The 22,837-nt window shown below is 60.4% G+C and carries 25 protein-coding genes, 1 tRNA gene and 1 other annotated feature; of the genes, 13 read left to right on the top strand and 13 right to left on the bottom strand.

Features of this window, described 5'->3' with window-relative positions:
• Positions 1-73 precede the first annotated feature (73 nt).
• From ACYQ54_RS19920 to ACYQ54_RS19905, 4 genes are all read left to right on the top strand, one after another.
• Positions 74-580 carry a TRAP transporter small permease subunit gene (locus ACYQ54_RS19920; protein WP_460085686.1) on the top strand — a complete coding sequence of 169 codons (507 nt, stop codon included), beginning with the start codon at positions 74-76 and terminating at the stop codon, positions 578-580.
• Positions 577-1,890, top strand: a complete 1,314-nt coding sequence (locus ACYQ54_RS19915) for a TRAP transporter large permease (RefSeq protein ID WP_460085685.1) — start codon at positions 577-579, stop codon at positions 1,888-1,890. The genes ACYQ54_RS19920 and ACYQ54_RS19915 overlap by 4 nt, the downstream gene beginning before the upstream one ends.
• Before the next feature lie 16 nt (positions 1,891-1,906).
• Positions 1,907-3,199: a hydroxymethylglutaryl-CoA reductase, degradative gene (locus ACYQ54_RS19910; protein ID WP_460085684.1), complete on the top strand. Its 1,293-nt coding sequence runs from the start codon at positions 1,907-1,909 to the stop codon at positions 3,197-3,199.
• 157 nt (positions 3,200-3,356) lie between these two features.
• On the top strand, positions 3,357-3,875 hold the full coding sequence (locus tag ACYQ54_RS19905) for an N-acetyltransferase family protein (RefSeq protein ID WP_460085682.1): 519 nt from the start codon (positions 3,357-3,359) through the stop codon (positions 3,873-3,875).
• A 16-nt stretch (positions 3,876-3,891) separates the two neighbouring features.
• Here ACYQ54_RS19905 and ACYQ54_RS19900 read toward each other — a convergent pair whose 3' ends face one another.
• On the bottom strand, positions 3,892-4,473 hold the full coding sequence (locus ACYQ54_RS19900) for a hypothetical protein (RefSeq protein ID WP_460085681.1): 582 nt from the start codon (positions 4,471-4,473) through the stop codon (positions 3,892-3,894).
• Between the two features lie 134 nt (positions 4,474-4,607).
• Here ACYQ54_RS19900 and ppa point away from each other — a divergent pair, with 134 nt between their 5' ends.
• Positions 4,608-5,147, top strand: coding sequence for an inorganic diphosphatase (ppa, locus tag ACYQ54_RS19895; protein ID WP_460085679.1), 540 nt, complete (start codon positions 4,608-4,610; stop codon positions 5,145-5,147).
• An 80-nt stretch (positions 5,148-5,227) separates the two neighbouring features.
• Here the strand turns inward: ppa and ACYQ54_RS19890 are convergent, their stop codons facing one another.
• Genes ACYQ54_RS19890 through ACYQ54_RS19875 form a run of 4 tightly spaced genes read right to left on the bottom strand, consistent with a single transcriptional unit; the run spans position 5,228 to position 7,071 of the window.
• The gene (locus tag ACYQ54_RS19890; RefSeq protein ID WP_460085677.1) at positions 5,228-5,662 is read right to left on the bottom strand and encodes a metallopeptidase family protein; all 435 of its coding nucleotides are present in this window, start codon (positions 5,660-5,662) and stop codon (positions 5,228-5,230) included.
• A gap of 27 nt (positions 5,663-5,689) precedes the next feature.
• A complete protein-coding gene (locus ACYQ54_RS19885; protein ID WP_460085676.1) occupies positions 5,690-5,956 on the bottom strand; it encodes a hypothetical protein in 267 nt (88 codons plus the stop codon).
• Entirely contained in the window at positions 5,953-6,477 is a 525-nt protein-coding gene (locus ACYQ54_RS19880) for a disulfide bond formation protein B (protein WP_460085674.1), read from the bottom strand. The genes ACYQ54_RS19885 and ACYQ54_RS19880 overlap by 4 nt, the downstream gene beginning before the upstream one ends.
• A gap of 15 nt (positions 6,478-6,492) precedes the next feature.
• Positions 6,493-7,071 (bottom strand): YqaA family protein, encoded by a 579-nt coding sequence (locus tag ACYQ54_RS19875; protein ID WP_460085672.1) that lies wholly within the window; start codon positions 7,069-7,071, stop codon positions 6,493-6,495.
• 228 nt (positions 7,072-7,299) lie between these two features.
• On the opposite strand from ACYQ54_RS19875, the gene ACYQ54_RS19870 reads away from it, so the two are divergent.
• Entirely contained in the window at positions 7,300-7,977 is a 678-nt protein-coding gene (locus ACYQ54_RS19870) for a hypothetical protein (RefSeq protein WP_460085670.1), read from the top strand.
• A 76-nt stretch (positions 7,978-8,053) separates the two neighbouring features.
• On the opposite strand, the gene ACYQ54_RS19865 is transcribed toward ACYQ54_RS19870, so the two are convergent.
• A tRNA-Leu gene (locus ACYQ54_RS19865) sits at positions 8,054-8,138 on the bottom strand.
• A 269-nt stretch (positions 8,139-8,407) separates the two neighbouring features.
• On the opposite strand from ACYQ54_RS19865, the gene ACYQ54_RS19860 reads away from it, so the two are divergent.
• Positions 8,408-8,902 (top strand): cupin domain-containing protein, encoded by a 495-nt coding sequence (locus ACYQ54_RS19860; RefSeq protein WP_460085668.1) that lies wholly within the window; start codon positions 8,408-8,410, stop codon positions 8,900-8,902.
• 145 nt (positions 8,903-9,047) lie between these two features.
• Entirely contained in the window at positions 9,048-10,613 is a 1,566-nt protein-coding gene (locus ACYQ54_RS19855) for a CYTH and CHAD domain-containing protein (protein WP_460085667.1), read from the top strand.
• 6 nt (positions 10,614-10,619) lie between these two features.
• On the opposite strand, the gene ACYQ54_RS19850 is transcribed toward ACYQ54_RS19855, so the two are convergent.
• Entirely contained in the window at positions 10,620-11,360 is a 741-nt protein-coding gene (locus ACYQ54_RS19850) for a helix-turn-helix domain-containing protein (RefSeq protein ID WP_460085665.1), read from the bottom strand.
• A gap of 120 nt (positions 11,361-11,480) precedes the next feature.
• Here ACYQ54_RS19850 and ACYQ54_RS19845 point away from each other — a divergent pair, with 120 nt between their 5' ends.
• From ACYQ54_RS19845 to ACYQ54_RS19835, 3 genes are all read left to right on the top strand, one after another.
• Positions 11,481-12,326, top strand: coding sequence for an SMP-30/gluconolactonase/LRE family protein (locus ACYQ54_RS19845; protein ID WP_460085664.1), 846 nt, complete (start codon positions 11,481-11,483; stop codon positions 12,324-12,326).
• A 125-nt stretch (positions 12,327-12,451) separates the two neighbouring features.
• A complete protein-coding gene (locus ACYQ54_RS19840; protein ID WP_460085662.1) occupies positions 12,452-13,780 on the top strand; it encodes a B12-binding domain-containing radical SAM protein in 1,329 nt (442 codons plus the stop codon).
• Between the two features lie 30 nt (positions 13,781-13,810).
• Positions 13,811-14,875, top strand: coding sequence for a hypothetical protein (locus tag ACYQ54_RS19835; RefSeq protein ID WP_460085661.1), 1,065 nt, complete (start codon positions 13,811-13,813; stop codon positions 14,873-14,875).
• Here the strand turns inward: ACYQ54_RS19835 and ACYQ54_RS19830 are convergent.
• Both ACYQ54_RS19830 and ACYQ54_RS19825 read right to left on the bottom strand, forming a co-directional pair.
• A complete protein-coding gene (locus ACYQ54_RS19830; RefSeq protein ID WP_460085659.1) occupies positions 14,856-15,671 on the bottom strand; it encodes a class I SAM-dependent methyltransferase in 816 nt (271 codons plus the stop codon). The genes ACYQ54_RS19835 and ACYQ54_RS19830 overlap by 20 nt on opposite strands.
• Before the next feature lie 21 nt (positions 15,672-15,692).
• Positions 15,693-16,343 carry a phytanoyl-CoA dioxygenase family protein gene (locus tag ACYQ54_RS19825; RefSeq protein ID WP_460085658.1) on the bottom strand — a complete coding sequence of 217 codons (651 nt, stop codon included), beginning with the start codon at positions 16,341-16,343 and terminating at the stop codon, positions 15,693-15,695.
• A gap of 296 nt (positions 16,344-16,639) precedes the next feature.
• Here ACYQ54_RS19825 and ACYQ54_RS19820 point away from each other — a divergent pair, with 296 nt between their 5' ends.
• Entirely contained in the window at positions 16,640-17,287 is a 648-nt protein-coding gene (locus tag ACYQ54_RS19820; protein WP_460085657.1) for a pyridoxamine 5'-phosphate oxidase family protein, read from the top strand.
• A 117-nt stretch (positions 17,288-17,404) separates the two neighbouring features.
• Here the strand turns inward: ACYQ54_RS19820 and ACYQ54_RS19815 are convergent, their stop codons facing one another.
• Positions 17,405-18,724 (bottom strand): aspartate aminotransferase family protein, encoded by a 1,320-nt coding sequence (locus ACYQ54_RS19815; protein ID WP_460085655.1) that lies wholly within the window; start codon positions 18,722-18,724, stop codon positions 17,405-17,407.
• A 114-nt stretch (positions 18,725-18,838) separates the two neighbouring features.
• On the opposite strand from ACYQ54_RS19815, the gene ACYQ54_RS19810 reads away from it, so the two are divergent.
• Positions 18,839-19,741 (top strand): LysR family transcriptional regulator, encoded by a 903-nt coding sequence (locus tag ACYQ54_RS19810; RefSeq protein ID WP_460085654.1) that lies wholly within the window; start codon positions 18,839-18,841, stop codon positions 19,739-19,741.
• Between the two features lie 67 nt (positions 19,742-19,808).
• Here ACYQ54_RS19810 and ACYQ54_RS19805 read toward each other — a convergent pair whose 3' ends face one another.
• The 3 genes from ACYQ54_RS19805 to ACYQ54_RS19795 all read right to left on the bottom strand — a co-directional run bounded on the left by ACYQ54_RS19805 (position 19,809) and on the right by ACYQ54_RS19795 (position 22,800).
• The gene (locus tag ACYQ54_RS19805; RefSeq protein WP_460085653.1) at positions 19,809-20,663 is read right to left on the bottom strand and encodes a universal stress protein; all 855 of its coding nucleotides are present in this window, start codon (positions 20,661-20,663) and stop codon (positions 19,809-19,811) included.
• 10 nt (positions 20,664-20,673) lie between these two features.
• The gene (locus ACYQ54_RS19800; protein ID WP_460085651.1) at positions 20,674-22,164 is read right to left on the bottom strand and encodes a SulP family inorganic anion transporter; all 1,491 of its coding nucleotides are present in this window, start codon (positions 22,162-22,164) and stop codon (positions 20,674-20,676) included.
• Positions 22,165-22,230: 66 nt separating this feature from the next.
• Positions 22,231-22,288: a sequence feature (sul1 is cis-regulatory element that is thought to sense ions involved in sulfur or methionine metabolism; They are found in Alphaproteobacteria), on the bottom strand.
• 68 nt (positions 22,289-22,356) lie between these two features.
• On the bottom strand, positions 22,357-22,800 hold the full coding sequence (locus ACYQ54_RS19795; RefSeq protein WP_460085650.1) for a GNAT family N-acetyltransferase: 444 nt from the start codon (positions 22,798-22,800) through the stop codon (positions 22,357-22,359).
• Positions 22,801-22,837 lie beyond the last annotated feature (37 nt).

The raw sequence follows: 22,837 nt of genomic DNA, 5'->3' as shown, positions 1-22,837 counted from the left end.
CACCGGACAGCAAACGGCACCTCCCTGTCGTCTGCTGTCCGGTCGTCTTTCCGATCGGCAAATGCTCAGCTTCATGAAATCCGTCAGTTCCATCGTCACCGGCGTCAACCGGTTGTTCTTCCTCCTTGCGGCAGCGCTCATCTTCGCGGTGGTGCCGATCCTGCTGTTCGAAGTGGTCGCAAGATACCTGTTCGATGCGCCGACGGTGTGGGCCATGGAAGCCAGCACGCTGGTCTTCGGCCCGCATTTCATGCTGGCCGGCCCCTATCTTCTGCATCTGAAGGGCCATGTCGCCGTCGATATCTTCAGCGAAAAGCTGACGGGATTGCCGAAAGTGGCTCTCGACGTTTTCTCCTATGCCGTCATCGCGGTCTTTGCGGGCGTCTTCGCCTGGGTGAGCTGGCCGCTCGCCGTCAACGCCTATTCCCTCGGCGAGACCAGCTTTTCCGCCTGGAACCCGCCGGTCTGGTGGCTGAAATTCGTGGTGCCGCTGTCCTTCGCGCTGCTGTTTGCGCAGGCCCTTGTTGAAGCCTTCAACGCGGTGCGTCCGGTGCGGGAACATAAGGGAGCCAGCGCATGAGCTCCGAACTCGTCCTTGCCATCATGTTCGCGAGCCTCGTGGGTCTGCTGCTCACAGGCCTTCCACTCGCCTTCACGCTCGGCGCACTTGCCCTCGTCTTCACGATAACGCTCTGGGGCCCTGCTGCTCTGTCCGTCACCGTGCTCAATCTCTACTCCACCATGACATCGGAATCGCTTCTGGCGATCCCGCTTTATGTCATGATGGCCAGCATTCTGCAGCGCTCCGGCGTCATCGAGAGCCTTTACCGGGCCATGGAGCTCTGGTCCCGGCGGTTGCCGGGCGGCCTGGCGGTGGGCACCATCGCCATCTGCACGATCATCGCCGCCATGACCGGCATCGTCGGAGCAGCGGTTGCCGCCATGGGCATGCTGGCCCTGCCGTCCATGCTGAAGCGCAAATATAGTCCGGAGCTCGCGATCGGAACGATCTGTGCCGGCGGAACGCTCGGCATCCTGATCCCGCCCTCGGTGATCACCATCGTCTATGCCGTGACCGCACAGGCCTCTATCGGCCAGATGTTCATCGCCGGCGTGGTGCCGGGCCTGCTGCTGGCCTCGCTCTATATCGGCTATATCGTTCTGCGGTCCGCGCTCAACCCGTCCATCGCCCCCCGCCCGGACAACGACACCCCGGCCAGCTGGGAAGAGCGCATTGCCTCGCTGAAATCCCTCATCCTGCCGCTGCTGATCATCGTCGGCGTCCTGGGCACGATCTACATGGGCATCGCAACGCCCACAGAGGCGGCCGCAGTCGGTGTTTTCCTGGCATTCCTGTCGTCGCTGATCGAGCGCCGTTTCGGCTGGGAGCTCGTCTCCGGCGTCGCGCTGGACGTGGTCAAGGTGACGGCCATGATCCTCTGGATCACCATCGGCGCCCGGGCTTTCGTCGCAATCTTTACCGGAACCGGCGGTGCCGACTTCCTCCTGTCCTTCATTCAGGATCTCGATGCCAACCGCTGGATCGTGCTTGCCGTCATGCTGGGCATTCTGTTCTTCCTCGGCATGTTCCTGGACGAGATGGGCATCATCCTGCTGTGCGTGCCCGTCTTCCTGCCGGTGATCGACTTCCTCGAGTTCGACCGGCTGTGGTTCGGCATCCTGTTCCTCGTTTCGGCGCAGATGGCCTACATCTCCCCGCCCTTCGGCTACACGCTCTTCTACATGAAGGGCGTCCTGCCTGCCGCTATCGGCATGGGCACGGTATACCGTGCCATCGTTCCCTTCATCCTGCTGCAAGCCATCGGTATCTTCATCTGCGCCCTGTTTCCGGAGCTGGTGTTGTGGCTGCCGCAATCCATGATCAATTGACAGACAGGTTTCCCCGATGAGTGACGTCACTTCGTCCCGTATTGAAGGTTTTCACAAGCTGGACCCGGCCGGCAGGCTCCAGGCCGTCCAGCGCCAGGCAAATCTCGACAACAAGTCCGTCTCCGATCTTGTAGAAGCGGCCTCCGGCCATATCGACCTTGCCGACCGCCTCGTCGAAAATGCCATTTCCAGCATCTCCATTCCGGTCGGCATCGCGACCAACATGACCGTGGATGGACGCGACGTGCTGGTTCCCATGGCGAGTGAGGAATCCTCCGTGATCGCCGCCGTGTGCAACTCGGCCAAGCGCTGCCGGTCGACCGGTGGCTTCAAAACCTCCACAAGCGGCCCGCTGATGGCAGCGCAGATCCAGCTTCTGGGCGCCAGCGACCCGGAGAACGTTCGCCTCAAGGTTCTGGAACGCATCGATGACATCCGCACCATCTGCGAGGAAATCGACCCACTTCTGGTCAAGCTCGGCGGCGGCTTCCGCGATCTCGACATCAGGGTCATCGACACGGCCGAAGGCCCGATGACCATCGTGCACATCATCGTCGATACACGCGATGCAATGGGGGCGAATGCGGTCAACAGCATGGCCGAAGCCCTTGCACCGAAACTGGAAGAATGGACCGGCGCCCGCAGCCTTCTGCGCATCCTCACCAACCTCGCCGACCGCCGCGTGGCCCGCGTGCGCGCCGTCTGGCCGCTGGAGGAAATCGGCGGCGAGAAGGTGCGGGACGACATGTTGTCGGCCTATCACTTTGCCGATGCCGACCCCTATCGGGCAGCCACCCACAACAAGGGCATCATGAACGGCATCAGCGCCGTGGTTCTGGCAACCGGCAATGACACCAGAGCCGTGGAGGCAGGCGCCCATGCCTTTGCCGCCAGGGATGGCCGCTACCGTTCGATGTCCCGCTGGGAAAAGGACGGCGACGGCAATCTTGTCGGCATCCTGGAGCTGCCGATGGCTGTCGGACTGGTCGGTGGTGCAACCAAGATCCACCCCACAGCACAGGCCAACCTGAAAATTCTCGGCGTGACCACGGCAGACGAACTGGCCCGGATCATCGTTGCCGTCGGACTGGCGCAGAATTTCGGTGCTCTGCGCGCACTCGCCACCACCGGCATCCAGAAGGGCCACATGGCCCTGCATGCCCAGAACGTTGCCCTGATGGTTGGCGCGACCGGTGAGGAAATCGACCTGGTGGCCAACGAGCTGAAGTCCCTCGGCAAGGTCCGGCAGGATCTGGCAGAAGAAATTCTTGCCCGGTTGCGGCAGGCGGCGCGGCCTGAGGCCTTTTGACAAGGTCCGGCCCGCCGGATCTTGGCACTATTACCGTGTTGTCCCGCCTGGCGGGTCAACTCCCGGATGTCGAGCGCGATGAAATCGGGAAAATTGGCACCGCAACCGTTCGATTGCCTCTTTTCCGTCGGAATGCTTGTTGTATCTTTCTAGAAGCATGACAACCGACCTGATCGATTTGCGCGCGGCCCGGACCGCGGATTGTGAGGCGCTAGCCGGCATCCACAGCGAGGCCTGGCTGGGCGCTTACCGGGGCGTTTTGCATGGTGTCGACCTGCAGAAGATGATCTCGCGCCGGGGCAGTGGCTGGTGGCGCGGCGCCCTTGCCCGCGGCGTCGACATCAAGATCCTCAGCATCGCCGACGTTCCCGCCGGCTACGCCACCTACGGGCCCTGCAGGCTGCGCAATACCGGCATGGATGGCGAAATCTACGAGCTCTATCTGAAACCGGAATATCAGGGCCTCGGCTTCGGCCGGGCCCTGTTCCAGAATGTGCGGGAAACGCTGTCGGCGAAGAGCATGCCAGGTGTCGCGGTGCAGGTGTTGAGCGCCAACGAGCCCGCACGCGCATTCTACAAGGCCGTCGGCGGCAAACTTGCCGCGAAATCCTGGTACCGTATCGGCGGCCGCAGACTGGAACTCAGCATCTACGCCTGGCCGCAGATCATCACATGAACCACCCGGCGCGTGATCAGTAGAGGATACCCGGGTTTCCGATGATCCGGGGCGGCTGCGAACAGTCGAAGGAACCGGCCATCGTATCGGCCGCCTGGCGCGCCAGCTCGTTGGCGTTCTTGTTTGCCTGGGCATCGATCCGGGCAATCTGACAGGTACCGCCACCGGGCAGCAGCTGGGTCACGATCAGCACGCTGCCGGTCTTGGCCCCCTCATCGAGGCTCGGAAACCAGCGCAGGATGGTCGCGAACGGAACACCGCCCTTGAGACGCCATTCCAGCGTTTCATTGACCGAGTTGAAATTTGGCAGGGTCTGGGTGGCGGCAGGCTCGTCAGCGGCGAAAGGCCCGAAGGAAACGAACATGCGCAGGTCGCCCTCGGCAACATAAACGCCTGTGTCCTTGTAACCTGCACACTGCCAGGCTCCGCCGAAGGTACCTTCTTCCTCGTCGCCGGCTTCGATCAACGGGCAGCTGTCCAGAAGGATCTTGGTATAGGCACTGTCGATCGACGCCGCACTGGCAGTCTGCGGAGCCACAAGCACTCCTCCAGGCACGAAAAGGGCAAGCATCAAAAGCGAAAGTGTGAACTGTTTCATAAATCTATCTCCTCCAGAGCCTGCCGCCGGAATTGAGGCATGTTAATCAATTAGGTGCAATGCAAAAATAAAGGGCTTGAACTTCTTCGGTGGGATTGCGATAGACGCAGCAACGAATAACAGGAGTTTCCTAAATGCGTATCGACGCTGTGCCGATTGGCAAGAACCCGCCGGAAGACATCAACGTCATTATCGAGGTCTCCGTTGGTGGCGAGCCGATCAAATACGAGATGGATAAAGACGCGGGTGCGATGTACGTCGACCGCTTCCTGTACACCCCGATGCGGTATCCGGGCAACTACGGCTTCGTCCCGCACACGCTCTGCGGCGACGGCGATCCGATCGATGTGATCGTGGTCAACCAGCGCCCGATCGTTCCCGGCGCCATCATGAGCTGCCGCCCGATCGGCGTTCTGCTGATGGAAGACGAATCCGGCCAGGACGAAAAGATCCTCGCGGTTCCGTCCCACAAGCTGAGCAAGCGCTACGACAACGTCAACGACGTTACCGACCTTCCGGACATCACCGTCGCCCAGGTGAAGCATTTCTTTGAACACTACAAGGATCTGGAACCGGGCAAATGGGTGAAGATCACCGGTGTTGAAGGCGTGGAAGCTGCCAAGCGGCTGATCCTGGAATCGATCGCCCGCGCCCAGAAGGAAGCCGCTGAATAAGCGTTTTCCGACCAGACGAAATCAAAAAGGCCTCCCGTGTTTAGAAAACGCGGGAGGCCTTTTTCATGATGGGGTCCGAACTAGCGGTCGGCTGCAGCCTCTATGCGCTCCATGTCATGATCGGACAAGCCGAAATGGTGTCCGATCTCATGGATCAGCACGTGGGCGACCACATCACCCAGGGTCTCGTCCATGGCCGCCCAGTAATCCAGGATCGGCCGGCGAAAGAGCCAGATTCGGTTGGGCATCTGCCCGGTGAGTACGCTCTCCGCGCCCTCGCTCAGCCCCTGGCCTTCGAACAGGCCCAGCAAATCGTGCGGATCGTCGATGCGAAGCTCATCCAGAACGTCGTCGGGCGCATAGTCGGCCAGGCTGATCTGCAGATGACCGCAGCGCAGCAGAAGATCGTCCGGAAGCCCGGAGAGTATCTCGCTCGCCATCGCCTCGAAGTCTTGCAGGTCAGGTGCTTTGCGTTCGGTCCAGCTGCTGTGGCTGACCGGCCGGACGGATGCCATATCGCTTCCTTTGACGGATCTGTTCATTCAGGTGTTGGGCAGTACGTAGGTGACAAGAAGGTAGATCGCCAGTCCAATGGCGAACACAACCCCGAGACCACGGCCGATCCGACTGCCCCATACCTCTATGCGGTCGTCTTCATCCTTGTCGGCGGCGCTCAGATGATCCTTTGCCCGGTCGGCCATGCGCACAAAGGTCGAGCCGGCAACGGTCTCGCTCTCGGCATTCACCCTGTCGAGTGTTTGGAGCGCTTCCTTGCGGAGTTTCTCTTTGGGATGCTCGGTTTGGTTCATGCACTTACACTGGCCGCGTTGCCTTTGCGTTTCAACCCGAAAGCGGCCAAAAGTGCCAGAAGGGCGAGCCCGCCGGAAGCAACCGCGTTCCAGCCTGCGAAGGACAGGCCGAACATCCGCCAGCTTGCCTCGGTACAACTGACAACACGTGTCGACTTGAGAGCCTGCAGCATGTTGGCGGCAGACGTTGGCGTCGAGGTGCCGCCGCCACAATCACTCGGGCCGTCCCAGAATTGCCATTCAGCGCCGGACTGATAGACGCCGAGGCCGGAGCCATAGGCGAACACGGCGGCAACGACGAGAAGAAGGGCCAGCGCCAATCCGGTCCGCTTCGCCTGCATCAGGAAGAGCGCCAGCAGGGCCAGTGGAAGGCCGACATAATAGGGAATGCGCTGCTCGAGGCACAGCTTGCAGGGCACATACCCCCCGATCAGCTGAAAGCCCCAGGCCGTCGCGATTGCCGCCAGACCGCCCAGCAGCAAAAGCACCGTCAGATTGCGCGAAATCCGGTCGGCTGTCATCTTACCCTCTTATTGTCAGATATACCTAAGCAGAACAAATCCGCCGACCAGCAGCACCACAAATATGGTGAACATGAGACCAAGCCGCTTTTCGATGAAATCGCGGATCGGCGGGCCGAACAGATACAGCAATCCGGACACGACGAAGAAGCGGATCCCCCGCGAAACGATGCTTGCGGCAATGAACACCGGCAGGCTGAGCCCCAGCGCCCCGGAGGCGATGGTGATGACCTTGTAAGGGAACGGTGTCAGCCCCGCGATGAACACGAACCACCAGCCATACTGATGATAGATGTTCTTGAACTCGTCGACGAACCCCATCTTGCCGTAGAAAGTCAGGATGGGCACCGCCACCTGCTCGAACAGGAACAGGCCGATCATATACCCCAGGATACCACCGGCAACCGATGTCAGCGTGCACAGCAGCGCGTACCACCAGGCTTTCTCGCGCCGTGCGATCACCATCGGGATCAACAGGAGGTCCGGCGGGATCGGAAACACCGAGCTTTCGACAAAGGATACGGTACCGAGCGCGGCAGGCGCACGCGGTCCGGCGGCGAGGGACAGGGTCCAGTCGTAAAGGCGTCTGATCATGGCGCTTCCCTTAGCCGCTGCGGTGTGAAAAGTCACCTAGGGAAATGCACAGCCGGCAAGCAGCATGATGTCGCGCTGTCGAAGGGCGTGGACCAGTGCCGCCCCACGCACTTGCAGCCGGTGCCATCCTGCCTCCCGAAACATGCCTTGAGACAGAAGGCGGCGTTTTCTTCGGCATCTGGTAGCATGGATGCCTTGCCAATTCTTGTGCGACGCCGGGAGGGAGACATGAAAGGAACCGCCAAATGGTTTTCAGCATTGGCACTGGCCTTTGCGGTGGCAGCACCTGTCGGGGCATCTGCCCAGCAGGTCGAGCTGGAAGGAACGGTCAAGCTGACACCCTTTGAAGCTGAAGGCGTAAGGCTGTCGACGACCTATACGGTGGATGCGGACTTCGCCGCCAAACACGATGTCGAGGTTCCCGTCCCGTTCAGCCTCGCTGCGCCCCGCCGAAAGGCACAACAAATTCTTGCCCAGGCGAAACCCGCCGGCGGCGGCCCGATCAAGATCTACTTCGCGACCGACGACGAAAAGAAACAGATCTATTCGTCCCTGCAGATCGTCACCTACACGATCAAGACCGACGATCCTCAGAAACGCCTCGATGTAGGCGATTATGTTGCCATCGAGCTCTTGAAACAACTTGGCACCACAGACGACACCCGGCTGAATGTCCGCCGCAAGATCACGATCGGCGACCTGCCTGCCGCCGAAATCGTCGGTAACTTCATCAACAAGGACGGGGATCAGCTGCTCGTGCGGATTGTCGCCCTGGCTAAACCCGGGACTCAACGGGGCATCGTCGGCATCGCGGTCGGCCATCCGCGCCAGGGACAAATCAAGAAAGTGGAAGACATCTACCAGACCAGCGCTTCGCTAGCCTTCGACACGGTGACGTTCAAGTAGCTGGTTACCTGTGCGGGTGGGAGGCGAACCTCGAACCACTCCGGCGCATTCCTGCAGCAATTCAATCCGCTGGAAATGGTGCCCCCCGCCGGAATCGAACCGGCACTCCCGAAGGAACCGGATTTTGAATCCGGCGCGTCTACCAGTTCCGCCAGGGGGGCTACAGGTATCGGAATGGGTGCCTATCATGGGGCCTTGTCCGATGCAAGCGGTTCCAGCGCTGCGTTGCTTTGCCGTGTTTCTTGTCCCACGCCGACTTTAGCCAACCGCGCACTTCATCGAATTTGAAGAGCTTCCTTTACCCTAACTTAACCCTGGGTCGCAAATTACCCTGCCACACACTCTCAAAGAGTGAGTTCCGGCCCATATTTAAGCGGTTTGCAACCGCTGATCCGGCAAAACGTCGGCCAGACAAGTTTGGGAGATACGGATGACACTGGCTGGCCCCCTTCAAGAGACGAAACGGGCAAATACCTCGACAGTGGACGCCGCCGCTCAACACGGCATGGTTTTCACGCAGTCCTTCGTCGACAAGTCGCAGTTGACGCCGGCACCGATCCGGCCCGAATGGGTGCTTGAAGGCGACCCCAAAGCCATGTGCGCCGTTCTGGCCAGACACAAGTTCGGTTGGGGTGACGCCTGCCACTGGTCGTGCACGGCGGGCAAGTTCCGCTGGCATTATGGCTGGGACGAGTCGGTGATGTTCCTGGAAGGCGAAGTCCGGATCACGGACGACACCGGTCACGTCTATGAAGGCAAACCCGGGGTCACCCTGTTCTTCCCGGCAGGCACTTCCGCCGTTTGGGAAGTTCCAACCTATATCCGAAAGCTCGCCTTCAACCAGAAGCCGGTTCCCTGGTATCTGCATTATCAGTCCCGCATCCTGGAACGACTGAAGGGCGTCGGCCAAAAGCTTTTCGGGTAAGCTGAAAGATCCGCGCGCCAGAGCCAGGCTTGCGACGGCAGCTGCCTGCTGGCTGCCGTTCCGTTAAGTTTGTTAGCCAGCGAACAAAAGCGCAAATTGTGCGCTTTTTCTGGACAAGCAGAAACCGCTTGGCTAGTAATTCTGCATGAGCAAATCAGGACGTGAAATCGAGCTCAAGCTCGAGCTGGAAACGAGCGCCCAGGACGCTTTGAAACGGGCCGGATCCATCGACGGATTTACCGCCAGCCGAGCGGTGAACAAGACGCTGCAGTCAATCTATTTCGACACGCCGGACCAGGCGCTGCGCAAGGCGAAGGTTTCCCTGCGTGTGCGTAAATCCGGCAACAGCTGGGTTCAGACAGTCAAACTCGGCACCGGCGTCATGGGCGGGCTGTCCTCGCCAGTGGAAGCCGAACATCCGGTCAAGGGCCGTGCGCTCGATTTTTCCGTCATCGAGGACCCGTCCGTTCACGACCGCCTGCTGGAAATCATCGGCAACGCTCCCCTGTCGGAATGCTTTGAAACGGTGATGAAACGCACTGTACGCAACCTGACACGCGACAGCGACGGCACCTTCATCGAACTCGCCTTCGACAGCGGCAATATTCTGGCCGGCAACGGCAGCCAGCCGCTGACCGAGCTGGAAATGGAGCTGAAGTCCGGCCCGAGCCTTGCCCTTTTCGAGGCCGCCAAGGCTCTTTTGAAAGACATTCCCTTCCGCTTTTCACCCTATAGCAAGGCCGAACGCGGCTATCGTTTTGCCGAAGGCACCGCGCCGGCGGAACGGGCTCCTTATTTCGCGGAAGACATCGCCTTTTCGAGCGGCATCACCACCGAGCACGCCTTCCGCGATGTGATGCGCTCCTGCCTGACGCAGATTTCCGAGAACCGGCTCGCCGTTCTGTCGTCGGAGGAACCCGAAGGCCCGCACCAGCTCCGGGTGGGCCTGCGCCGACTGCGCAGTGCGTTCCGCCTGTTCCGGCCGATCCTGAACCCGGTGACCATGGCGCCGCTTGACCAGATGGCGAAGATCATTGCCACTGAAGCTGGCTCCCTACGCGATCTCGATGTTCTGGTGGATGAGATCGTGACGCCGCTGGTCGCCAAAGCCCCGGCAACCTTGTCCTTCGACGCCCTTTTGGAAAACCTCAGCGCGTCCCGGGACCAGAACACCCGCACGACGCTGACGGATCACCTGAAATCGGAAGAGGTCAACCGCTTCCTGCTGGATCTTACCGCCTACACGGAAGGACGCGGTTGGCTGGATCCGGAAAACTTCGGCCAGACGCAGCTCCTTGCCCAGCCTGTCGAGACCCACGCTAACGAGGCACTCTCCAAACAGTGGAAGAAGGTGCTGAAATACGGCAAGCGCCTGGAAGAGCTCACCATTCCGGAGCGCCACGAAATGCGCAAGGCCATGAAGAAGATGCGCTACGGCATCGAATTCTTCGGTTGCCTTTATCCGAAAGACACGGTGAAGCCCTTCCTGAAACGGATGAAGAAGCTGCAGGACATTTTCGGCTATCTCAACGATGTCGCCATGTCCGAGCAATTGCCGGTGAAATGCAAGGTCAGCGGCGAAAACGCCATTGCGACCAACCAGGCCATTGGGTTTGTCATCGGTTGGCACGAGGCCCAGTGCCAGGCCATGTGGAAACACGCCAAGGGGTATTGGGAAGCGACCCGGGAAACTTCGAAATTCTGGTCCTGACCCCGGTTACCGGCTCGTATCGATCGTCAGAATGTCCGGAAAGGAAACGGGTGCGAAGGCACCCGTCAGCTTGAAGGTGGTCAGATCTTCCTCGCGCGAAACCAGCTGATCCTGACGGGCCAGCTCGGCGATGGTCTCCTTCAGCGTCTCGATCTCGCGCAGGATGAAAGCACCCGTGTCTGGCAGCATGCGGCGGGAGAGCGTGAAGAACAGCGACTGGTTGCCGCCCGGATTGGCAATCACCTGGCCCAGAAAACGCATGTTGATTTCCTTCAGAAGCGGGATCAGCGGTCCGTCTGGCCGGAACCTGAACGGCTCCTTGCGTGTGATCTTGATGCGGTTGCCCGGATGCACTTCAGCCAGCCCCAACGCTTCCAGCGCCCGGCCCAGCCGGAACATATCCTCCCCCGAAAGATCGAAACGGCGTTCGATTTCCTGCTGAGGGATCGGTTCACGCAGCAGTATGAAGAGATAGAACAGTGACGGATCCGCGGCGAGCCGGGCTTCCGTCGCCACCGGCAGCACGCTTGCCTCTTCCGAATTGCGCTCGGCCCGATGCAGCACGTCAGCCAGCGGAACATCCAGAATCTGGCAGATTTCCAGCAATCGGCTCAGCTTGCAGTCATGCCCGGCGAAGATCCTTTTGACCGTCGGCTCCGATATTTCCATCCGCTTCGCGAGATCCGCATAGGTCATGCCGCGCGCCTTCAGGACGCCCTGTAATATCTTGAAAGTATCTCCGCGCATGATCCTGATCCCGAAATCAACACATCTGGTATCGTTTTTTGATACCAGAACATCGTCAATTGCAAGAAAAGTTCGCCTTCTGCAGGAACGTTCCAGTTCAACTGCACGAAAGGACATCCCATGCAGACCATAAAACCCCTCGCCGCAGCGCTTCTGCTCGGCCTTTCCTCGCTGCCATCTTCAGCCGGTTCGCTCTGGTCGACAGACGGTTTCGATATGCCGGAGTCGGTTGCTTATGATCCTGCGACTGATCGGCTCATCGTCAGCGTCATGGGAGGCGCTCCGAATGCGGTTGACGGCAACGGCCATCTGGCGCTGCTAACCACCGGCGGGCAGCTCATCGATGCCAATTGGGCGACCGGCATGGACGCGCCCAAAGGACTGGCACTGATGGATGGCAAGGTCTTTGCGGCCGATCTCACCAGCCTGCGCATTGTCGATGCCGGCACCGGCGAATTGCTGCAGTCCCTTCCTGCCGAAGGCTCGGTCTTTCTGAATGACGTGACCACCAACGGCAGCGAGATCTTCGTCTCCGACATGATGACGAACACGATCTGGCGCTATGCGGACGGCAGGTTCGAAAAATGGCTGGAGAACCCGGAACTCAACCACCCAAACGGTCTTTACTGGGATGACGGCCGCCTGCTGGTCGGAGCCTGGGGCAAGGGCCTCAAAAACGACTTCACCACCGAAGCCCCCGGCAACCTGCTTTCGATCGATCCGGTGACAAAATCCATCAGCGTCGTGGCACCGGATGTCGGCAATATCGACGGCATCGCGCGGCTGAACGGCAAACTCGTCCTTAACGACTGGATCAACGGCAAGGTCTTCGAAATCGGGACAGATGGCACGACAACCGAGATCATGAGCGAACCGGCCGGGCTTGCCGATATCTCCACCCGGGACGGAATTCTCTACCTGCCGCACATGCTGGAAGGCCGGATCGAAGCGGTCACGCTGGACTAGCAACGGCAAGCGCAAAATCTCCCGGCGCGACCGTGATGGGCAAAGCACTTGACTTAACGTAAGGCAGCGTCGCCAAATACAGGTTGGGCATCCAACGCCCAACCTGAAATCTGGAGATCCCCGACGTGGTTCGCGCCCTTCTGGCCCTGCCTCCGTTGCCGCAACCCATGAATTCGCCCTATCTCGGGCAGCAGTATGTTGCGGCCGCCTTGCTGTCGGCGGGTCACATAGTGCGATGCCTCGATCTTGCGAACTGCAGCGACGCCGAGGCGCGAACATGTCTGGCGGAAGAAGCGCGCCTGTTTCAACCGGATCTCGTCGGCATGACGCTTTTTACCTACAACGCCCTGGCCGGTTACCGGTTGGCTGAAGTTCTGTCCGGAACCGGTGCGCTGCTGATTGCCGGCGGACCGCATCCAACGGTCCTGCCCGAGGAACCACTTGCCCACGGCTTCGATCTGTCACTGGCCGGCGAAGGCGAGCATGCAATTGTTGCTGTTGCCGAATGCCTGCAGTCAGGCGGTGACTTTTCCTCGATACCAGGCCTTTACACCCCGAAAGGTCACGGCCCGCCCTACCATGCCATCGAAGACCTCGATGCTTTGCCTTATCCGCATCTGGCTGCCGGATCGACGGGCGACGGCACTGTGGCTGGAGGAATCGTCAGCAGTCGGGGCTGTCCGGCCAGGTGCACCTTTTGCGCCAATTATGTCACCGGCCGAACCTATCGCTGGCGCAGCCCGGAAAATGTTGTTGCCGAAATGCGGGCGTTGCGGCGCTACTTCGGACTCTCTCATGTGCCGTTCTGGGATGACGCGTTCACCGCACGCCGTTCCAGGCTCGAGGCTCTGTGTGACGCCATTGCGAGCGAGCCGGACCTTGCAGGCGTGACCTGGACGTGCATTACGCCGGGCAACATGGTGCTGCCGCGCGATCTGGACAGGATGCGGCACGCTGGGTGCGTGGCGATCAATTTCGGCATCGAGAGCGGCGACGCCACCATTTTGCGCGCGATCAGGAAAGGCCAGACGCCAGACCGGCTTATCGCCTCCGTTGAAGCGGCCAAGGCAGCGGGAATGATCACGATCGTGAATTTCATGTTCGGCTTTCCCGGCGAAGGCGAAGCAGAACTCGCCAATACGCGAGCCTTGATGAACCGGCTCGCACCGATCACTGATTTCTTCAACAATTTCGGCGTTCTGGTGCCATTTCCCGGCACACAGATCTACGACCGCTATCACGCGGAATACGGCTTTACCGGATGGTGGCTCGATCCCGGGCGCATCCCGCAGTCATCTCAGCAAAACCGGGGCTATGATCTTGAAAGCGATCCGGCGCTGGACAAGGACTTTTTCGCCTATGAGCCACGTTTGCGCGCATTGATTGCCGACCTCGTCGGATGGAAGGCACGGCACAATGCAGCCTGGGCAAGCCGTCAGGCCAATTGCGGCTAGCAAAACACGTAAAACGAGGAGATCTGGATCATGAAGCCAAACCTGCGCCCAACCAGAATTTCAAAACATGCTGCTGAATTTGCCGAAGCTGCCTCGAAATCAATCGCCAAGCAAGCCGCACAAAAAGGCAGTGGCGCCACATCCATGGCGACGAAAGTGGCAAGCGCGGCTTCCAACGCATTTGAAAAAGCAGGGGGCGCTGCGTCCATGGCAGGCGGGGTGGCGAAAAAGGCCGGAAGCCCGGGCTCCCCTTTGGCACCGGCCTGGAACGACGACATCGCCAAGACTATCGGCAAGGCGGACACGACGAACAAAAAGAGCAGTGCCGATGCGGCCCAGGCCGAAAGCTGGATGGCGGTCGAGCTCATGAGCAGCCTGGCAAGTGGCGGTGGCGCTGGCGGTAGCGGCGGTGGCAGCAGCCAGCCCGCGTTTACGGCAGCGGATGAAACCGCCGTGATCGAAGCTATCAAACCCGCGATAAAGAACGCTATCGACCTTTGGAAGTCGGCCGCACATTTCACAGGTCTGACGATCATGTCAGTCAGCGCGATTGGAACACCCGGCTGCCTCGATGGCATGTCACTTGAACCACATATCCGAAGCCACGCGAAAATCCAGGCCCTGTCCGGTCCCGCACGAGAGATGGCCAACGGTATTGCGGAGGCTTTCTCCGACAGTTTCTATCTTTGGCAGAATGCCGTCACTGTGCCGGGATTGCCCTGGTATCCCGCCTTTGCCGCCTACCCTGGACCTGCGGCACCGCCCATGCCGAATGTCCCCGCGCCGCTTATTACCTGTGTCTCGAGCAAGTCGTCCAAACTCGTGCTTCCCTCGGAACTTGCCAGCACGATCAAACAGGCACTGCCGGCATCCCTGAGCAGCAAGACGGACTTCATAAACCGGGTTGCTGGAGGACTGGCCCTCAGCGCCACCACCTGGCTGGCCTCGGCCCAGGTCATGCTTGTGCTGGGCTTCGGTCCGGTTCCTTCCTTCGCGCCTCCCTACGTACCGGTTGGACCTGTTATCAATGGCACAAACATTGCCGTTCCGGGTCATCTTGCATCAGCGCCTCAGTTCAATCCGATGATCTTCTGAAGGACCGAAGCTCCTGCCGCACACCGGTGTAAAGCGCCCAGGCTTCCCACCGCCAGGAGGCTGTATCGAGGTCGCTCGCAACACGGCCGACAACGGCAATTCGATCCTCCGGCGGAAGCTGCCCAAGCAGGGTGTCGTTGACTGGCGGCAGGGTCATCCAGTCGCAATAGGCTGCCTGGCTCAGGCGATTACGAAGCGTTGTCCGGGTCACCGAAAACCCGCTATCGGCAAATGCCTGCGTCAAGACCGTTTCATTCAGGGGCGGCGATTGCTCCGTTGGAACTTTGCCCAATCTCATCTCGGACAGCACTTCCGGCAGCCTGCCGAGCCATGGATCGGAGCCCCCACCTGGCTCGTCCGGCTCCCCCAGATAGGCCGCAGGCAACGACACTGCCAGCACACCGCCCGGCGCCACACTCCCGGCGAGATCTGCAATAACGTCGGCCACAGGTCCCAGTGCCCAGATAGCCGCCCCGCAGATGACCCTGTCATAGTGCTGCCGGTCAGGTGTTGCAGGGTACCAGGTGACCGGCAGGCCCCTTGTGCGGACCACTCCTGCAAGGCGCATGGCTTCCGCTGCTTCCACCGCAGTCACCACGTCGGACTGTCCCAGCTGTTCAAGGCTTGCCAGCGCGGTGCAGCCTATCCCGGCTGCAAAATCCAGAACCCTGTGCCCCGGCGCAATGCCCGCCGCCTCCACGAGAGCCCTGGCCGCCTTGCGGTAACGGTCATGGTGCTCCGTAAAGTGACGATAGCGATCCACGGTGACCGGATGGTTCCAGAGCGCAAGGCTCATGCTGCCGTCATCCCGTTTTCCTCAAGTTGTGGCCTCACCGAAGCGAAAGTCCAGTGACAGGCGTGGCCGGTCGGCGCTTCGATTGGGTCGGCTTCTGTGTGGCGTCAATCCGGAGAAAAGCAGAACATCACCCGGCCCACAGGACGCGGGGCACCAAGTTGTCCGCAGGTCGCCCACCAATCCGCTGTCGTCATGCGCGGCAAGCGGCATTTCACGGTCCGCAATCTCCAGTGTCCCCAGCTGTCTGGAGCAGGCAACCAGCGGGATCCAGGCAACCCAGAGCCGCGGTACCTTGCAATACCAGGCGTCCTGATGCGCCGGGGTGCCGTCCGGCTCGCCTGGAAAAGTTATCCGGCAGACGTCGGCCCTGAGAGGCTCCAGAAGCTGCCCGCTGGCGTTTGCGACGGCAGCGCGTAAGCCGCGGTCGGATCGCAGGGTATTGACGTCCGGCAACGACAGAACGTCGGCAAGAAACGCCACGTGGTCGGGATCGTCGGCGGCCAGCCTCCTGCCACGCATCCGGGCCGGGACCCGTCCGTCTTCCCTGAGCCATCCGCGCAGGTGCGCCGACTGCCGGACCTGCGACGCCACGGCCAACACAAGGTCACGATCAAGAACCCGCCTCAACAAACGGGAGCCGGCCAACCGGTTATCCAAAATCAGATCGGGCATCGGAAACTCACCCGGATTCATCAATGAATTCAATAAATAGCACATCTTGCACCTGTCGGCCACGGTACCCCGGAGGGCGTCCTTTATTCCAACGGACTTATCGCAAACGGTCGCCTGAAAAGCGCGCTGCAAGGCATGCGGAGCATCGCGAATGCTTCGTTATTCGAAAAATGATGTACGCACCTCATTTTATGTTACCTTCGACCCAGGATGGCTGAAAGCCTGGTAAACAGAGTTCAAGCCTGCCCGCGAAACAACACGGGTCACACAGGAATGACCTTCAAAAGGGGAGCGTTATGGAAACCTACAAGATCAACCCGGAATTCGTCATTTCGGATGAACGGACACTCCGAAGCCAGTTTTCCGAGCTATCGCCGCTGGCTGCAAAAAAGTGCCTGAGCGCGCTGGACAAGCATGCGCAGGACTTCATCCGGCGCTCCCCTTTTCTGTGCCTCGGCACCCAGAGCGCGGAAGGAAAGGCAGATGTCAGCCCGCGCGGCGATCCTGTCGGCTTCGTCAAGGTTCTCGACCCGCAAACGCTTGCCATCCCGGACAGACCGGGCAACAACCGCCTGGACAGTCTGGCCAATATCGTCGCCAACCCGAATGTCGGGCTGTTGTTCTTGGTCCCGGGATATGACGAGACCTTGCGCGTCAACGGCACGGCCACCGTGGTAACCGACCCGGACCTTCTGAAAACCATGAGCGTGAAGGACCGGGCACCCAAGCTCGCAATTGTCGTGAAGGTGAGCGAGGTCTTCCTGCATTGCGCCAAGGCGTTCCGGCGCTCGCATCTCTGGAATCCCGAGCATTTGCAGGATCGCAGCGAGATGCCGTCGCTTTCCAAGATCATTCTGGACCAGACGACCGGGGCTCCGGACGATGACGAGATGCGTAAGCTCGACGCCGCGCTGGAAGAGACTTACCGGAAAACGCTTTACTAACCGGAGCTTACCCCGCCATTGCCGGGTCGAGGAATAACGGCCGCGCCAGGCAGCAACATAAGGCAGCGGGGAAACTCCAGGCGCTCCCCGCCCTGCCTCATGTCCCGCGCGGCTGTTTCAGGCCCGCGCCGCTTCGATTGCCGATGCCATGATTTCCAGCCCCTGATCGATCTCCTCATTCGAGATTGTCAGCGCTGGCGCGATCCGGAAGACCGCGCCCATTGCGGGCAGCTTGACGATGTTCATGCTGAGCCCGCGGACCATCGCCTCCGCGCCGATCCTGTCGGCCATGTCAAGATCCGGCTCGCGGCTGGCCCGGTCGGTCACGATCTCGAGGCCGAGCAGAAGCCCACGGCCGCGCACGTCGCCGACGCTTTCGAAACGCTGCTTCAGCCTTTCAAGCCCGCCCCGCAAGCGTTGACCCGCGGAAACGGCGCGTCCTGTCAGACCGTCCCGCTCAACGACATCCAGGACCGTCAGTCCGACGGCGGCTGGCAGCGGGTCGGACACATGCGTGGTCAGGAACACGAACCCCTTTCGGTGGGCGTCCTCCTCGATGGCACGGCTTGTCAGCACAGCAGACAGGGGCAATCCGGCACCCAGGGTCTTGGACAGGGTCAGGATGTCGGGCGTCACCCCGTCGCGCTGGAACGCAAACATGTGTCCAGTCCGGCCGATGCCGGTCTGGGCTTCGTCCAGGATCAACAGCATGCCGCGCTCGTCGCATTTCTCGCGCAGTGCCGCGAGATAGCCTTCGGGCAGTTCGATGATGCCACCCGACGACAGGATCGGTTCTGCGATGAAAGCGGCAAGATTGCCGGTGGACTGGCTGTCGACCAGCGCGAAGGCGTCGTCCAGCTCTGACTTCCAGTCCAGATTTCCGTTGGCATCGGTAAACCGCGGCCGATAGGCATTGGGAGCCGGTATCGCGAAAGACCCCGGATTGACCGGACCATATCCCCGCCGATTATGGCTGTAGGTGGCCGAAGCCGCCGCCCCTGTCATGCCGTGCCAGCTCTTGGTAAAGGCAACGATCTCATGCTTGCCCGTGACAAGCTTGGCGAGCCGGATAGCCGCTTCGTTGGCTTCCGCCCCCGTGGACAAAAGCAGCACCTTTTCCAGACCGGGCACCAGTGAACCGAGCCGTTTCGACAGGTCGACGACCGGGCGGGACAGCATGCCGCTAAACAGGTGGTCGAGGTGTCCGATCTGCTCGCGCACCGTTCGCACGATATCCGGATGGGAATGGCCAAGGATGGAGCTCATTTGCCCGGAGGTGAAATCAAGGATCGGCGCGCCTGAACTGTCATAGACAAAACTGCCTTCGGCACGTTCGATGACACGTTGTTCGAAGACTGGCCCATAACGCAGCACATGGTCCGATACATCGGACCAGAACCCGGGGTCCGTGCTGTTGCTCGCGGCTTCCGTTGCCATGGTGCGTCTCCTGATCCGGACAGCTGATGAAATGACTGCGTGGAGTGTAAGAGAGCCCTTGCTTTCAAGAAAATTCATAATTTAGATTATGAAATTCAATTGGATTGATATCTTATGCCCGTTCTGGAAATAGCCCTGCTGCGGAGTTTCGTCGAAGTCTCCCGCAGCGGATCGATCAGCACAGCAGCGCGGCAGGTCGGGCGCACACAATCAGCCGTCAGCATGCAGATGACCCGGCTGGAGGCGATTGTCGGTCAGCCGATCCTCCGCCGTACCCGTGGCGGCGTGGAGCTGACGGCAGCGGGCGACCGGTTTCTGCCCCACGCGGAACGCATCCTGGGCGCGCATGACGAAGCCCTGTCCACCTTACCCGGATCAGGCCTGCGTGGCCTCATCAGCTTCGGCTGCCCGGAAGACTATCTGACAGCCCTCTTTCCCGATCTTCTGAAAGGGTTTGGCGCGCGGCATGGCGATGTCGAGATCGAGGTGGTCTGTGCTCCGACAACGGAATTGCACCTTCAGCTGCAGCGCAGGCGGATCGATGTCGCCTTGATTTCCGTTCCCGGTGAAGAGCCCTCTTCCCGCATCCTGCGGCCCGAAAGCTTCGTCTGGGTGGCCAATCGCCCGGAGCCTGAAATCCTGCAAAAGGACGTGGTCCCGCTGGCCCTCTCAGCGCCGGGCACATTGGACCACCGTGCCGCCCGCACCGCCATGGACCAGGCGGGCAAAGCCTATCGCATTGCCTTTGCCAGCAACGGTCTCGCGGGCCTGTTGGCCATCGCCCGCTCCGGCCAGGCGATCAGCGTCGTAACCCGTTCCGCCGTGCCACCAGATCTCCACGTGCTGGAAACCGGCCTGCCGCCGCTTCCAGGCATCGGCATCACGCTTGCCTATGCGTCCCCCAATCCCTCAACTGCGACGCAGGCATTCGGGGAATTCGTGGCGGAAAAGCTGCGCAGCCCATCAGCCGAAGTCCCGACGGACATTGGTGCCGTGGCCCCGCGCGCTGGTTCCTGACCAACGACAAGAGCCCGGCCGGAACCAACACTGCGCGACCTGCGCGGTTCCGGCCAGGTGCCAGTCATCAGCGCATCAACAGGATCGGCACCTTGCAGGTTCGTACCATTTCCGTCGTGGTGGAGCCGATGATCAGGCTGCGAATGCGCGAGTGGCCATAGGCTCCCATGACGACAAGATCGTAATGTTGCTCTTCCACCAGCTTGCCAAGCGTCGCTTCCGGTTTGCCGTTTTCAATGACGACACCGGCATCGAAGCCACCGGCAGCCAGGGTGTCCCGGGCATTTTCAAGAGCCTTCCGGATCTCCGGGGTATCCACGCCTGCAAAGGCGAGTGTCACGGGCAACCCTGCAACAAGCGGGCTTCGGGACAGGAAATCGACCGTCTTCAGCGAGGACTGGCCACCGTCGAAGGCAATCAGCACTTTTGATAGCGGCTTGAACTCGCGGTTGGCGACGAAAACGGGTTTGCGGCAGGAGCGAACGACACGTTCCAGGTTGGAGCCCAGATGCAGCTTTGCAAAATCCGCCGCCTCACCGCGCTTGCCGATCACGATGAGGTCGCCGGTGTCTTCCTTGGCCAGAACGGTTTCCACAAGATCGCCCTGGCGCAGCCTTGTCTCGACGGAGACGCCGTCTGCCTCGATGATCGCCTGGGCATCTTCCAGAATGGCCCGTCCCTTGGCATGGGACAGCTTTGCCCGTTTCGCGTCGAGTTCGCTCAGCTCTTCCAGCAGGTGCGACCGTGCCCCCAGCTCTATGGCTCCGCTCAGGTCCTGCCGGTCGGTGCCTTCGCGGCGCCCCAGCACGTGGTAGATCTTGACCCTGGCTTCCGTCCGTTTTGCGATCCAGGCGGCGTAATGGCAGACGCTTTCGGAATATTTCGAGCCGTCCACCAAGGCAATCAAAGTGCCTGTCGACATGTGAGCCTCCCTAATGTCCCAGAAGTTTTTCCATGGCGCCCGGCTTGTCGTGAACTGCAAGCCTGTCGACGATGGTTTCCGATGCTTCATTCATGCCGAGAATATCGACCTCCGCCCCTTCACGACGGAATTTCAGGACTGCCATGTCCAGCGCGGCAACCGAGGAAATGTCCCAGATATGGGCCCGGGTGACATCGATCGTCACTTTTTCCGGAGCCTCCTTGAAGTCGAACGCCTTCATGAAGTCCTCCGTTGAAGCGAAGAACAATTGTCCTTCGACCAGATAGGTCCTGTGCCGCCCGTCCGGGCTGATCGTGGTTCTGATGCGGAAAATCTGCGAAATCTTCCAGGCAAAGAAGATGCCTGACAACAGCACACCGACAAGAACGCCGATGGCCAGATTGTGGGTGTAGACGACAAAAAACACCGTCGCCAGCATGACCACCGATGACGAGCGCGGATGCTCCCTGAGGTTCTTGATCGAGCTCCAGGAGAAGGTACCGATGGAAACCATGATCATGATCGAGACCAGGGCCGCCATCGGAATCCGTCCGACGAGATCTCCCAGCACCACCACCATGAATAACAGGAAGGTACCGGCTGCGAATGCGGACAGCCGTCCGCGCCCACCCGATTTCACGTTGATCATCGACTGGCCGATCATGGCACAACCGGCCATGCCGCCGATGAAACCGGTCGCGGTGTTGGCAATACCCTGGCCGATGCATTCCTGGTTCCGGTCCGACTGTGTGTCCGTGAGATCGTCGACAATCTGCTGCGTCATCAGGCTTTCCAGAAGGCCGACCACCGCAACGGCAACCGAATAGGGGAAGATGATCTGCAGGGTTTCGAAGGTCAGGGGAATGTCCGGTATGAGGAACACCGGCAGCGTATTGGGCAGTTCGCCCATGTCGCCGACCGTGCGCACGTCCCATCCGAAGAAGAGCGTCAGTGCCGTCAGCACGATGATCGTGACCAGGGGCGAGGGAATGACTTTTGTCAGGCGTGGGAACAGATAGATGATCGCCAGTCCCGCCGCGACCAGCGCGTAGGTGAGCATCGGCACACGTGACGGATCCAGCTCCGGCAATTGCGCCATGAAGATGAGGATGGCGAGAGCATTGACGAACCCGGTCATCACGGAGCGAGACACGAAGCGCATCACGTAACCGAGCTTGAGGAGCCCGGCACCGATCTGCAGCAAACCGGCCAGAACCGTCGCGGCAAGCAGATATTGTAGTCCGTAGTCCTTGACCAGCGTAACCATCAGCACCGCTGTTGCCGCCGTTGCGGCGGAAATCATGCCTGGCCGCCCGCCGGTGATCGCAATGATGACCGCGATGGAAAAGGAGGCATAGAGGCCGATTTTCGGGTCGACCCCTGCGATGATGGAAAAGGCGATGGCCTCGGGAATGAGGGCAAGGGCCACGACCAGGCCTGACAGCAGGTCGGCGCGGATATTGCCCGTCCATTGATTTTTGTATTTTGCGTATGAAATCATATACAGCCCAAAGGTCAGCGAACCGGAGCATCGGCGACACTACGGATTTTCAGACGTGAATTTTCGGGTTGTCCGGCGGATCGGCGGCCGGAGGAGCCACCCGGGAATCTCACCCAGGTCCTGACGATTGCAAATTGATAGCCTGTTGCACTGCAAAAGCCAAGGCCCGGGCAGCCGCCCGTGTGTCGGCAATCAATCTCCGCAAGCCCACGTGTAGACCGTGTCGAGCGTGTCCCGCGAGACGAACCGGAACCCGCAGGACAAGTAGAACGCGTTGGCGGGACTTCCGTTCAGGGCAATCAGCCGGATTGGCAGGCCCGCCACACCTGCCTCTTCCTTCAGGTTGGCAATGATGTGGCGACCGATCCCCCGGCCCTGAAAGACCGGACTGACATAAAGATGATCGAGATAGAAATGGTCAGTGCATCTGCGAACGACGAAGAAACCGGCTATCGCCTCATCGGCGAAAACGATCTTCGTATCCGCGGCGGAAAAACTGTCCAGGAAACGACCCCTCGCCCGGACAGGATCAAACCGTCCGGCAGCTTCCAGGCTGGGCCGCATCGCGTCTACCCGAATGTCGGCGAGTCTGTCCGCATCCACTTCGGTCGCGGGCTCAATTCGGTACTGTTTCACCAGACATTTCTCTTCGGCAGCGGGAGCGAGCCATAAA

This window comes from Roseibium sp. LAB1 (genome assembly GCF_054658235.1).
The sequence above is the reverse complement of the archived record's forward strand: the minus strand, read 5'-3'. Positions and strand labels throughout refer to the sequence as shown.